The 12,357-nt window shown below is 72.5% G+C and carries 13 protein-coding genes; 4 read left to right on the top strand and 9 right to left on the bottom strand.

The features are described from left to right. Position 1 precedes the first annotated feature (1 nt). Positions 2 to 1,489, top strand: coding sequence for a glycoside hydrolase family 130 protein (locus tag CLV70_RS27600; RefSeq protein ID WP_106129532.1), 1,488 nt, complete (start codon positions 2 to 4; stop codon positions 1,487 to 1,489). A 10-nt stretch (positions 1,490 to 1,499) separates the two neighbouring features. Here the strand turns inward: CLV70_RS27600 and CLV70_RS27595 are convergent, their stop codons facing one another. Further along, a complete protein-coding gene (locus CLV70_RS27595; RefSeq protein WP_106129531.1) occupies positions 1,500 to 2,168 on the bottom strand; it encodes an enoyl-CoA hydratase-related protein in 669 nt (222 codons plus the stop codon). A 31-nt stretch (positions 2,169 to 2,199) separates the two neighbouring features. Then, positions 2,200 to 3,021: a methyltransferase domain-containing protein gene (locus tag CLV70_RS27590; RefSeq protein ID WP_106129530.1), complete on the bottom strand. Its 822-nt coding sequence runs from the start codon at positions 3,019 to 3,021 to the stop codon at positions 2,200 to 2,202. Positions 3,022 to 3,157: 136 nt separating this feature from the next. Here CLV70_RS27590 and CLV70_RS27585 point away from each other — a divergent pair, with 136 nt between their 5' ends. Then, on the top strand, positions 3,158 to 4,177 hold the full coding sequence (locus CLV70_RS27585; protein ID WP_106129529.1) for a Gfo/Idh/MocA family protein: 1,020 nt from the start codon (positions 3,158 to 3,160) through the stop codon (positions 4,175 to 4,177). On the opposite strand, the gene CLV70_RS27580 is transcribed toward CLV70_RS27585, so the two are convergent. The 7 genes from CLV70_RS27580 to CLV70_RS41805 all read right to left on the bottom strand — a co-directional run bounded on the left by CLV70_RS27580 (position 4,174) and on the right by CLV70_RS41805 (position 9,549). Then, positions 4,174 to 5,010 carry a serine hydrolase domain-containing protein gene (locus tag CLV70_RS27580; protein ID WP_425440237.1) on the bottom strand — a complete coding sequence of 279 codons (837 nt, stop codon included), beginning with the start codon at positions 5,008 to 5,010 and terminating at the stop codon, positions 4,174 to 4,176. The two genes, CLV70_RS27585 and CLV70_RS27580, sit on opposite strands and share 4 nt — an antisense overlap. A 75-nt stretch (positions 5,011 to 5,085) precedes the next feature. Beyond that, entirely contained in the window at positions 5,086 to 6,069 is a 984-nt protein-coding gene (locus CLV70_RS27575; RefSeq protein WP_106129527.1) for an amidohydrolase family protein, read from the bottom strand. Further along, positions 6,066 to 7,295 (bottom strand): kynureninase, encoded by a 1,230-nt coding sequence (kynU, locus tag CLV70_RS27570; protein WP_106129526.1) that lies wholly within the window; start codon positions 7,293 to 7,295, stop codon positions 6,066 to 6,068. Before kynU ends, CLV70_RS27575 begins: the two co-directional genes overlap by 4 nt. Next, a complete protein-coding gene (locus CLV70_RS27565) occupies positions 7,292 to 8,146 on the bottom strand; it encodes a tryptophan 2,3-dioxygenase (RefSeq protein WP_106129525.1) in 855 nt (284 codons plus the stop codon). Before CLV70_RS27565 ends, kynU begins: the two co-directional genes overlap by 4 nt. A gap of 41 nt (positions 8,147 to 8,187) precedes the next feature. After that, positions 8,188 to 8,637: a YchJ family protein gene (locus CLV70_RS27560; RefSeq protein ID WP_106129524.1), complete on the bottom strand. Its 450-nt coding sequence runs from the start codon at positions 8,635 to 8,637 to the stop codon at positions 8,188 to 8,190. Positions 8,638 to 8,641: 4 nt separating this feature from the next. Next, complete coding sequence (locus CLV70_RS27555; RefSeq protein WP_106129523.1) at positions 8,642 to 9,016, bottom strand: MerR family transcriptional regulator; 375 nt, start codon at positions 9,014 to 9,016, stop codon at positions 8,642 to 8,644. A 41-nt stretch (positions 9,017 to 9,057) separates the two neighbouring features. Beyond that, positions 9,058 to 9,549 carry a methyl-accepting chemotaxis protein gene (locus tag CLV70_RS41805; protein WP_106129522.1) on the bottom strand — a complete coding sequence of 164 codons (492 nt, stop codon included), beginning with the start codon at positions 9,547 to 9,549 and terminating at the stop codon, positions 9,058 to 9,060. A 200-nt stretch (positions 9,550 to 9,749) separates the two neighbouring features. Here CLV70_RS41805 and CLV70_RS27545 point away from each other — a divergent pair, with 200 nt between their 5' ends. Both CLV70_RS27545 and CLV70_RS27540 read left to right on the top strand, forming a co-directional pair. After that, on the top strand, positions 9,750 to 10,760 hold the full coding sequence (locus CLV70_RS27545; protein WP_106129521.1) for a LacI family DNA-binding transcriptional regulator: 1,011 nt from the start codon (positions 9,750 to 9,752) through the stop codon (positions 10,758 to 10,760). 227 nt (positions 10,761 to 10,987) lie between these two features. Then, positions 10,988 to 12,346 (top strand): ABC transporter substrate-binding protein, encoded by a 1,359-nt coding sequence (locus CLV70_RS27540; protein WP_106129520.1) that lies wholly within the window; start codon positions 10,988 to 10,990, stop codon positions 12,344 to 12,346. The last annotated feature ends 11 nt before the right edge of the window (positions 12,347 to 12,357 follow it).

Genomic DNA, 12,357 nt, shown 5'->3' with positions numbered 1-12,357 from the left:
CATGACCGCAGCTCTCGAACCGCTCTCCCTCATGCAGCGCCACCCGGTCGTGATGCAGCCCGACGGCGGCCGCGTGGTGATCAAGCTGTTCGTCCCCGGCGAGGACGCCCAGCTCGCGCAGAGCCGCGCGTCCAGCCTCATCGAGCGCATCCTGCAACTCGACGAGGACGAGATCGGGCGGCTGCTCGAGGAGGTGCTGGCCCGCTTCGCCGGCCGCCACCTGGACCTGCTGGACACCTTCCAGCACCACTACGACCTGGTGCACCACCGCGTGCCGCCGGACGTCGAGCTGTCGCCGAACGCGCGGTCGCTGATCGGCGCTTACTTCAGCCACGAGTTCGCGGTCGAGGCCGCGGCGCTGTGCAACCCGTCGATGGTGCCGCACCCCGACCAGGGCGGCCTGGAGGCCGGGCAGCTGCGGGTGGCGATGAGCCTGCGGCAGATCGGCGAGGGGCACATCTCCTCGATCGGCTTCTGCTCCGCCGTGCTGGGGCCGGGCACCGACTTCCGGCTCGAGGACCGGGCGGGGCCGCTGGTGATCGGCGAGCGGACCGGGGCGCGGCACCAGCGCGACCTGCTCGCGGCGGGCCTCGCCGAGCTGGACATCGACAACGAGCTGACCTGTAGCGTGCTGGGGTCGCTGCCGGAGCGCTACTCCGACGAGGAGTTCGAGGACGTGCTCGGGCACCTGCCGGGCGCCCTGCTGGCCCGGCCCACCACCGGCGACACGCTCGCGGTGCTGCGGGAGATCGTGGCGACCGACTACGCCGTCACCTTCCCGGCCGCGGTGCCGCTGCACCAGCGCGTGCTCTGGCCCGCCACCCCCGCCGAGAGCAACGGCATGGAGGACGCCCGGTTCGTGCAGGTGGCCGACGAGGACGGGCGGACGGCGTACCTGGCCACGTACACCGCGTACGACGGGCGGCAGATCGGCGGGCGCATGCTGCACTCCCGCGACCTGCGGCACTTCGAGGTGACGGCGCTGCGCGGACCGGCGGCGCGCAACAAGGGCATGGCGCTCTTCCCGCGTCCGGTGCACGGGCGGCGGCTGGCGCTGTGCCGCTCGGACGGCGAGACGCTGGGGCTCAGCGAGTGCGACGGCTCCAACCGGTGGCAGGAGGCGGTGCCGCTGCTCGTGCCGCACCGCGGGTGGGACCTGATCCAGGTCGGCAACTGCGGCTCCCCGGTGGAGACCGAGGCGGGCTGGCTGGTGCTGACCCACGGCGTCGGCCCGATGCGGCGGTACGCGATCGGCGCGATGCTGCTCGACCTCGACCACCCGGAACGGGTCCTCGCCGACCTGCCCCGGGGCCTGCTGGAGCCCGACGAGGTGGAGCGGGAGGGCTACGTCCCGAACGTCGTCTACTCGTGCGGCGGCGTGCTGCACGACGACCGCCTCTGGTTGCCGTACGGCGCCAGCGACGTCCGGGTCGGCTTCGCCAGCATCTCGCTGGACCGCCTGCTGGACGCCATGGTGGTCACGCCCTGACCCGGGCCGTTCAGCCGAGCGGATTCTTGTCGCGCAACGCGTCCAGCACCGGCGCGTACATCCGGCCCTTGATCGTGGCGAGCGTGGGCCCGGCCTTGCCGGCCTGGGCCGCGGCGAGCTCGATCGCCGCCGTGCGCACCTCGCCCTCCGGCACCACGCGGTCCACGATCGCCGCCGCCAGCGCGTCCGGCCCGCCGTAGCGGCGGGCCGTGGTCATCGCCTCGTGCGCGGTCTGCGGCGCGAGCCGGGCCAGGATCAGCGCCGACATGGCCGGGCTGAACGGGATGTCGATCTCCGCCTCGGGCAGGCACCAGAACCCGCGGTCGGCCCGCATCACCCGGAAGTCGTGGGTCAGGGACAGCATGGCGCCCGCGGCGAACGTGTGACCCTGCAGCGCGGCGACGGTGATCATCGGCAGCGCCAGCACCCGCGCGAACAGCTCCTGCACGGAGACGACGTAGTCGGTGAACCTGCCGGGGTTGTCGCCCAGCCACTCCAGGTCGAGGCCGTTGGAGAAATACTTGCCCGTGGCGGCGGTGACGAGTGCACGCGCACCCTCCGCCCGCTCCACCTCGTCGAGCGCCGCGCCGACCCCGGCGACCCAGTCGGGATGGAAGCGGTTCTCGCCCTCGCCGAGGTCGAGAACGAACACGTCGTCGTGGCGCTGCAACGTCGGCATGGCGACCCATGCTATCGGTCGGAACCGTCGATCACACTGTGCCGGTCGCCACCCAGATGGTGAGCACCGCGAGGAAATCGCCGCGCGCGCCGGCGGTGTCGACCTGGGCCAGCCACTCGTCGCGGACGCCGGCCGGGGTCATCCAGCTCTCCTCCGGCACGTCGTGGTTGACCATCGGCAGCACCACCGCGGCCGACGCCGGGTCGGGGAAGAAGCAGGTCACCGGCGTCGCCCGGACGTCGGTGAGGCCCCGATCGAGCAGCCGGCGGCGCAGCGTACGGCCCATGTCCCGCTGCCGCGGCGTGAGCCGCCCGTGCAGGTGGCCGAGCACCGTGCCGGCCAGCGTGCCGTCCACCCCGTCGAACGCCAGCGAGGCCCAGTCGGTGTCCAGCAGGCAGATCCGGCCCCCGGTACGCGTGACCCGCGCCAGCTCCGAGATCGCGGCGTCCGCGTCGTCGACGTGCTGGAGCACCCGCTCGCACCACACGCCGTCGAAGCTGCCGTCCTCGAAGTCGAGCGCGCCGACGTCGCCGGTCACGTAGCGGATGGCCCCGCCGGCGTGCCGGGCCCGGGCCTCGGCGAGGGTGGCCGCGGAGTAGTCCAGGGCGACCACCTCGCCGCCGGGCGCCACCGCCGCCGCCAGCTCGCGGGCCATGTCCCCGGCGCCGCAGCCAGCGTCGAGCAGCCGCTGCCCCGGCTCGGGACGCAGCGCCTGCCAGGCGATGTCCCGCACGCGGCGGATCTCGGGGTGGCGGGACATCGCCTCGAGCGCCGCCACGAGCATGGCGAGCATGTCGGGCGGCATCCGGTCGAGGTCCGCGAAGGGTGTGCGGTCCAGCTGTGCGGGCTCCATGGCGCCATGTTTGCTCGGCGCGGGCCCCGGCGTGGGCGGTCGTCAACCTTCCGACACGGCCCGCTCACCTTTCGTGAACGACCGGACGGAACAGCCTGCCCGACCGTCCCGGACCAGGGTTTGTAAGATCCGCAACATGACGGCAACACGAATCGGTCTCGTCGGGTACGGGTCGGGCGGGCGAATCTTCCACGCGCCGCTGCTGGCATCGGCGGAAGGCGTCGAGTTCGCGGGCGTGGTGACGCGCTCCCCGGAGCGGCGCGACGCCCTGGCCGGGGCGCATCCCGAGGTGCCCGCGTACGACTCGATCGCCGACCTGGCCGCGGCCGGCGCGGAGGCCGTCGCGATCTCCACCCCGGCCGCCACGCACGCCGCGCTGGCCCGCGAGGCGATCGCGCAGGGGCTGGCCGTGGTGGTCGACAAGCCGTTCGCCCTGGACGCGGAGGCGGCCCGCGAGGTCACCACGATCGCCGCGGACAAGGGCGTGCTGCTCAGCGTCTACCAGAACCGCCGCTACGACTCCGACCTGCTCACGGTGCGGCGCCTGATCGGCGAGGGCGCCCTGGGCGAGGTGCGCCGCTTCGAGTCCCGCTTCGAGCGCTGGGACCCGGACCGCCAGCCGCCGGCCGCCGGCGGCGGCACCCTGCTGGACTTCGGCGCGCACCTCGTCGACCAGGCCCACCTGCTCTTCGGCCCGGTCTCCCGGGTGTACGCCGAGTTGCACGCGGACGGCGACCTCGACAGCGACGTCTTCGTGGCCCTGCACCACGCGAGCGGCGTCGAGTCGCACCTGTGGGGCAGCTGGCGGCAGGCGGCGCCCGGCCCGCGCTTCCGGGTGACCGGGACGACGGGCACGTACATCGTCGACGGCATCGACGGGCAGGAGGCCGCCCTCAAGGCGGGCCGCTCCCCCGCCGCCCTCGGCGACCGCTGGGGCGTCGAGCCCGAGCACGCGTGGGGCCGCCTCTACCGGGGCCACACCGGCGCGCCGGTCCGCAGCGAGCGCGGCCGCTGGGACAGCTTCTACCCGGCGTTCGCGGCGGCGGTCCGCGGCGAGGGCCCCCTCCCGGTCGACCCCTGGGACTCGGTACGCGCCATGGACGTCCTCGACGCCGCCCGCATGAGCGCCACGACCGGCGAGACGGTGGATCTCTAGAGGAGGCGGCCGAGCAGGGCGAAGACGGCGGGCGGGTCCAGCGTCTCGGTGTTGCTGAGCAGCACGATGCGCCGGTCCGACTCCGGGAGGCAGGCCGCGAAGGTCTTGTAGCCGGCGTTGTGGCCGTCGTGGTGGAACCAGGGCTCGCCCTCGTACGTGCCCACGAACCAGCCGTAGCCGTAGCCGCGGGAGTGGGCCCTGGTGTCGCCCGTCGCCGCGCGCTCGGTCAGCATCAGCGTGCGCCACGGATCGCGGAGGACGTCGCCTGCCCACAGCCGGCGCAGCCACGTGACCATGTCCCCGGTCGTCGACCAGACGTCGCCCGCGCCCATGCCGAGCACGTCCAGGTCCCACGACGGCAGCGGCGCGCCGTGCTCGTCGTGGCCCGGCGCCACCTCCGGGCGCTGCCCCGGGGAACCGGCGAACGTCGCCGTCAGGCCGGCCGGGCCGAAGACCCGCTGATCGAGGAATTCCCGGTACGGCAGGCCGGCGACGCGCTCCACGACGTGGGCCGCGAGCACGTACGCGGGGCTGCTGTAGCGCCAGGCCGCACCGGGCGCGGACACCACCGGCACCGACCGGAAGGTCTCGAGCAGCTCGGCGGGCTCGATCCGCGTCCCGAGGTCGAGCATCGGGTAGTCGTGCCAGTGCCCGAGGCCGGAGGTGTGCGCGAGCAGGTGGTGCAGGGTGACGCCGGGCCACCCGGGGATCCACCGGTCGAGCGGGTCGTCCGGGCTCAGCCGCCCGTCCTGGGCCAGCAGCAGGACCGCCGCCGCGGTGAACTGCTTGCTGACGGAGGCCAGCTGGTAACGGATCGGCGACTCCTCGCCGATGAGCGTCTCGTCGCCGCGTTCGAGGCGGACCATGCCCCCGTGTCTCATCGATCGACCATAGTGGGCACTCCGGCCTCAGCCGGCCTGGCGGGGCCGGACCTCCGGGCCCAGGACGCGCGCGGTGGCCAGGGACCCGGCGAGCCGGTCCGGCTCGAGGTCGAGGCCGCCCGGGATCCAGCTCAGCTCGGGGCGGCCGGGCTCGGTCATCGCGGCGAGCACGTCCGCCGGGGCGAGGCCGGCCTCCTGGAGGGCGCCGATCTCCCGGGCGTTGATCGCCGGGGGCAGCGGGCCGTTGCCGAGGTCGGTGCCGTAGCGCACTTTTCCTCCGTACTCGAGGAAACGCCGCAGGTTGGCGAGCGCGACCGCGCGCCCGGGGGTGGGGGTGCCGTAGCCGTGGATGTCGAGCGTGCTGATCCAGGTCATCCGGCCGGCGCAGGACCGGACCAGCCCGGCGTCGAGCTCCTCGGTCCACGGCGTGTGGGCGAGCAGGTCGGCGCCGGAGTCGTACGCGGCGGCGACCGTGCCCGGCCCCTCGGCGTGCACGACCACCGGCAGCCCCCGGGCGTGCGCGGCCTCCACCGCGGCGGCCATCGTGGCGGGTGCCGGCACCGGCCCGCCGGTGTGCGCCGTAACCTTGATCAGGGTCGCTCCCCCGGTGTGCGCCTCCGCCACCGCCTCCGCCGCCTCGGCCGCCGACCCGATCGCGCGGCAGCTGCCCGCCGGCGCCCACGCCCGGTCGCCGGGATAGCCGCCCGGCGCGGTCAGGAACGGCCCGGCGAAGCGCAGCCACGGATGGCGGGCGGCCACCGCGGCCACCGCGCCGGGCTCGCCGCCGAGATCCCACGCCCACGCCACCCCACCGGCGTGCAGCGTGGCCAGGTCGACGAGGGCCGAGTGCACGTGCGCGTCGCCGAGCCCGGGCAGCACCGTCCCGGGCAGCCTCAGCCGCTGGTCGCCGGCGGGGAGGTCGCCGGCCGCGGCGGTCACCCCGCCGCGCAGCGCCTCGCCGCGCCGGAGCCGGCCGTCCCACCACAGCGAGTCGGGCACGAGCCAGGTCATGACCGCTTCTCGAGGAGCTCCCGCACGATGCCCAGCCCGCGGTGCACCTCGGCGAAGCCGGTGCTCAGCGGCGCCGGGCCGATCCGCAGGCCGTCGGGGCGCCGGTAGTCGGGGATCACACCCCGGTCCCACAGCGGTTCGAGCAGTTCCTCGAAGCCGGGGCGGCGCAGCGTCACGTGCCCACCGCGGCGGGCCGGCTCGCGCGGGCCGGCGACCTCGACGCCGTACGGCGCCAGCCACCGGTCGGCGAGCTCGATGACGTAGTCGGTGAGCAGCAGCGACTTCTCCCGCACGGCGTCGATCCCCGCCTCGGCGAGCAGGTCCAGGCTGGCGTGCAGCGGCACCATGCCCAGGATCGGCGGGGTGCCGCTGAGCAGCGCGCGGGCCCCCGGCGCCGGCTCGTGCCCCGGTCCCATCTCGAACGAGGCCCGGTGACCCATCCAGCCCCAGATCGGCTGCCGCACCTCCTCGTGCAGGTCTGCCCGCAAGTATCCGAAAGCCGGCGCTCCCGGCCCCCCGTTGAGGTACTTGTACGTGCAGCCCACGGCGAGGTCCACACCCCACGCGTCCAGCTCGACCTCGACCGAGCCGGCCGAGTGGCACAGGTCCCACAGGGTCAGCGCCCCGGCGGCGTGCGCGATCCGGTTGATCTCCGCCGCGTCGGCCAGCCACCCCGACCGGTACGCGACGTGGCTGAACAGCACCAGCGCCGTGTCCTCGTCCACCGCGGCGGCGACCTGCTCGGGCGTGATGCCGGCGGCCGGGTCGGTGTCGATCCAGACCAGCTCCGCACCGCGCTCGGCGGCCACCGCCTCGCACACGTACCGGTCGGTGGGGAAGTTGTCGGTGTCGAGCACGATCCGGCGGCGGCCCGGCCGGGCGTCGACGGCGGCCCGGACGAGCTTGTAGAGCAGCACGGTGGTGGAGTCGGCGACGACGATCTGCCCGGGGGCGGCTCCGAGCGCGACCGCGCCGAGCCGGTCGCCGAGCCGCTGCGGCCAGTCCAGCCAGCCGTCGGTCCAGCCGCGGATCAGCCGGCCCGCCCACTGCCGCTCGATGAACTCGCCCATCAGCTGCCCGGTGGCGCGCAGCGGGCGGCCCAGCGAGTTGCCGTCGAGGTAGGAGACGACGTCGAAGTCGTCCGGGGCGAGGAACCTGTCCCGCAGCGGTCCCAGCGGGTCGGCGGCGTCCAGCGCCTCGGCCCGTTCGAGGAGGTCGTCGCTCACGATGCCACCCCGATCTCGGTGCGGACCGCGTACAGCTCCGGGAAGAACGTCAGGTCGAGGGCCTGGCGCAGGAAGTTCACCCCGCTGGAGCCGCCGGTGCCCTGCTTGAACCCGATCGTGCGCTCGACCGTCTTGAGGTGCCGGAAGCGCCAGAGCTGGAAGTTCTCCTCCAGGTCGACGAGCTCCTCGCAGGCCTCGTACGCCTCCCAGAACTCGTCCTTGTTCTCGTAGATCTTCACGAAGACCGGCACCAGGTCGGCGTGGAACTTCCACGGCAGCGTCACGTCCCGCTGGAGCAGCTCGACCGGTACGTCGTGGCCCTGCCGGGACAGGTAGCGCAGGAACTCGTCGTAGACGCTCGACGCCTCCAGCGCCTCGACCAGCATCGCCCGGGCGGCCGGCTCGTCGTCGAAGATCGACAGCATCCGCCGGTCCTTGTTGCCCAGCGTGAACTCCACCGCGCGGTACTGGTACGACTGGAAGCCCGACGAGGTGCCCAGGAAGCTGCGGAACTCCGCGTATTCGCTGGGGGTCAGGGTGGCCAGCACGGACCACTGCTCGGTCAGGCAGCGCTGGATGTGCTTGACCCGGGCCAGGCCCTTGAGCGCGGGGCGCAGGTCGTCGCCGGCGAGCTGGCGCCGGACCGCGCGCAGCTCGTGCAGCATCAGCTTGAGCCAGAGCTCCGAGGTCTGGTGCTGGAGGATGAACAGCAGTTCGTCGTGGTGCTCCGGGACGCTGACCGGATGCTGCGCGGTGAGGATCCGATCCAGATCCAGATACTTCCCGTACGACAGGTTGACCTTGAAGTCGCGGACGATGCCCGACTCCAGCGGCCGCTGGTGCGACGACACGATGCCCTCCTAGTGATCTCCCCGAAGGAGATCACACCAGGTCAATGGTTGGCGAGGGCGCCTCCGGTAAGGATCGGACCCCAGTACACCCACTGACCGTCGTGGCGTACGAAGCGGCTGCGCTCGCGCATGTCGCCGGGGCGCCCGCCGTCGCGGTAGTGGGCCCGGAACTCGACCACGCCCTCGGCGTCGAAGAGCCCGCCGCCGCTCGCGTCGAGCACGTCCAGCCCGGTCCAGCGCAGGCCGGGGTCGGCCTCCACGGACTCCGGCCGGGTCTGCGGGTGCCAGGTGCGCAGCACGTACGCCGCGTCGTCGAGCACGAAAGCGGTGTAGCGGGAGCGCATCAGCCCCTCGGCCGTCGCCGGCGCGTGCCCGTCGTGGGCGGGGCCGCAGCACTCGCCGTACGGCTGCCCGAGCCCGCAGGGGCAGGCGGCGGTCTCGTCGAATCCGGGAGCGGGCGCCGCAGCGCGCCGCGGTGCACGTCGGGCCATCCGCTCATTCTTCCCCAACGGGCACGTCCAGCGACCGGTAGTACCGGATCTTCTCGCGGATGTGCGCGCGCCGCAGGATCAGCTCGTCGATCCGCCGGGTGATCGCGTCGTCGTGCTCCTCGAGCAGCTCCCGGCGCTCGGCCGCGGTCGACGGGTCCCGGCTGAGGTCGGCGTAGCGGCGCATCCGCGCGATCGGCATGCCGGTGTCGCGCAGGCACCGCAGGATGTTCAGCCACGCGACGTCGTCATCGTCGAAGATGCGCTGCCCGCCGGCCGTCCGCGCGATCCCGTCGAGCAGCCCGATCCGCTCGTAGTAGCGCAGGGTGTCCAGGCTGAAGCCGGTCTTCTCGGCGATCTCGCCCGGGGTGTAGGTCGGCATCCCCCGATTCTGCCGCGGATCGCCCGCGGCGGCGGTACCGCTCAGCCGGCCTGCTGCTCGGCCACGATGCCGCTGATCACCCTCTGGCAGCGGTCCAGCTCCTCGATCAGGCCCTGCATCTCCTCGATCGCGGAGACCGCGTTCTGGGTGTCCGTACGGATGCCGCCCACCTGCCCGCCGATCTCGTTGGTCGCGGTGGCCGTCTCGTTCGCCAGGTCCTTGACCTCGCTGGCGACCACCGCGAAGCCGCGGCCGGCCTCGCCCGCCCGGGCCGCCTCGATGGTGGCGTTCAGGGCGAGCAGATTGGTCTGCTTGGCGATGGTGGCGATCAGCTGCACGACCTTGCCGATCTCCGTGCTGCTCGCGTCGAGCCGCTGGATCACGGCGACGGCGGTCTCGGCGGCCCGGACCGCGGAGCGGGTCGCGGTGGCCATGTCGCTGCTGACGTCCGCGAGCCGGTGCACGGAGTCGCGACCGGTGTCCTGCTGAGCAGTGCCGGACCAGTCACCCGCACCGGTGTCCCACTCACTCATCGCATCCCGCCCCACGTTGAAAAAGATTCACTCTTCGCCCTGACCAACATCGCATCCCGCCCCGGGAGTTCGCGGGGGTTTCACGGCGATCGGCCCGGCTGCAAGCGAGAACCGGCGTCATTCGCAAGACGCGGCAGGGATTCGTCCGCCACTGCAAGATTCAGTTCAGGTTTTGCAATGTACTGACGTAGGATTCCGGGGTGATCAAACGTCTGGCCGAGGTGGCCAAGAAAGCCGGCGTCAGCGAGGCGACCGTGAGCCGGGTGCTCAACGGCCGCAGCGGCGTCTCCGAGGCGACCCGGGCGTCCGTGCTCACCGCGCTGGACGTGCTGGGCTACGAGCGACCCACCAAGCTGCGCGGCGAGCGGGGCCGCCTGGTCGGCCTGGTGCTGCCCGAGCTGCAGAACCCGATCTTCCCGGCGCTCGCCGAGGTGGTCACGGCGTCGCTGGCGCAGCGCGGCTTCACGCCGGCCCTGTGCGCGCGCACCATCGGCGGCGTGCCCGAGCGCGACTACATCGAGATGCTCCTGGACCACCAGGTGTCCGGCGTCGTCTTCGCCGGCGGCTCGTACGCGCTGGCCGCCGCCGAGCACGGCCACTACAAGCAGCTGCTCGACCGCCGCATGCCCGTGGTCATGGTCAACGGCGGCGTGGCGGACCTCGGCTTCCCGCACATCTCCACCGACGACGCGGTGGCGGTCGAGCAGGCGTACGGCCACCTGCGCTCTCTCGGGCACGAGCGGATCGGCATGGTGCTGGGCCCCGAGGACCACGTGCCGTCGCGCCGCAAGCTGGCCGCGGTCGCCGAGGTGGCCGGGTGGACGGAGCCCACCGCCGAGTGGCCGGTCGAGCGCACCAACTTCTCGATGGAGAGCGCGCGGCTGGCCGCCACCCGGCTCATCCAGCGCGGCGTGACCGGCATGATCTGCGCCAGCGACGTGCTCGCCCTGGGCTCGATCCGGGCCGCCCGCCGGCTGGGCCTGGACGTGCCGGCGGACGTGTCGGTGGTGGGCTTCGACGACAGCGCGCTGATGACGTGCACCGACCCGCCGCTGACCACGGTGCGCCAGCCGATCGAGCTCATGGGACAGGCCGCGGTGGACGTGCTGGTGAACCAGATCGAGGGGGCCGCGGCGACCACCGACGAGCTGCTCTTCGAGCCGGAGCTGGTGGTCCGCGGCTCCACCGCGCCGGCCCGGCCCGCCCCGTGACGGGCGGCTGACCAGCACATTCACGTTCATGGAAGGGCGGGCCCGGCGGGCCCGCCCTTCTTCGTGTGCCCCACACCACAGGCGTCGCGTTTTTTCTACTGACGGTCGACTTCTTGCGAGACCTCGTTTGTCTTTGTATCGTCATCGCCACGAAACATCGCAGCGAGAGCCACGTCACATCTCTGACTCACCCATAGGCGCGCACACCTTCAGGAAGGGCTCCCCCCATGTTCAGAACCAGGCTGCGCAGTGCCCTCGGGCTACTGCTCGTCGCCGGGGTCGCCATGTCGGCCGCGGCGTGCGGCGGGGACGACGGCTCCACGACGTCCAAGGACGGCAAGGTCACGCTCGTGATCAACGGCCTGCCGCCGGGCACCGAGAAGGCCACCCACGACCGCTTCCTCGCCAACGTCGCCGAGTTCGAGAAGGCGAACCCGACCATCAGGATCGACGCCCGCGAGGGCAAGATGGACCCGCAGACCTTCCCGGCCAAGCTCGCCGGCGGCCAGCTCGAGGACGTCTTCTACGTCTACTTCACCGACCCGGCCAGCCTGATCGCCAAGCGCCAGGTCTCGGACATCAGCAAGTACCTCAAGGACTACCCGATCGCCTCGCAGATCAAGCCCGAGGTGCTGCGGGTCTTCCAGGACGACAAGGGCAACACGTACGGCCTGCCGTACAAGAACTACTCGATGGGTCTGCTCTACAACCGCGACCTGTTCAAGAAGGCCCAGCTGGACCCGGACAACCCGCCGAAGACCTGGGCGGACGTGCGGACCGCGGCGAAGAAGATCGCCGGCCTGGGCAACGGCACCGTCGGGTACGGCGACTACAGCAAGAACAACACCGGCGGCTGGCACTTCACCACCGAGCTGTTCTCGGTCGGCGGCGAGGTGGCGGTGAACGAGGGCGGCACCTGGAAGGCGGTGTTCAACAGCCCCCAGGGCAAGCAGGTCCTCCAGCAGCTCAAGGACATGCGCTGGACCGACAACTCGATGGGCCAGAAGCAGCTGCTCGAGTGGGCCGACCTGCTCCAGCAGATGGGCTCCGGCAAGCTCGGCATGTACCTGGCCACCGCCGACAACATCCCGACGATCGTCAACCAGTACAAGGGCAAGTACGAGACGTACGGCCTGGGCCCGATCCCGGACGGCAAGGGCACCCTGGGCGGCGGTGAGGGCTACATGTTCAAGGCGGGCCTGAGCCCCGAGAAGATCCAGGCCGGACTCAAGTGGCTGACCTTCTGGTTCACCTCCGCGGACCGCTACGAGGCCGAGAACAAGTGGTCGAGCGAGACGAAGCAGCCCGTCGGCCTGCCCGAGCCGGCGATCTTCACCGGCGCGGCGGCGCAGACCCAGGCCGCGGCCGACAAGAAGTACGCGAACGTCCCGCAGGCCAACTACGCCCCGTTCGTCGCCGGCATGGCCTCGATCCCGGTCAAGCTCGAGCCGCCGAACGCGCAGCAGATCTACGCGACGCTCGACGTGGCGATGCAGAAGGTCCTCACCGACAAGAACGCGAACGTCGACCAGCTGCTGGCCGACGCCGAGAAGCAGGTCAACCAGATCCTGTCCACCGTCAAGTGAGCAACCGGGCC

Source organism: Pseudosporangium ferrugineum (assembly GCF_003002065.1).
In the GTDB taxonomy this organism is placed as follows: Bacteria; Actinomycetota; Actinomycetes; order Mycobacteriales; family Micromonosporaceae; genus Actinoplanes; species Actinoplanes ferrugineus_A.
Note: the sequence above shows the minus strand (reverse complement) of the source record. Positions and strands in the feature narration are given on the sequence as shown.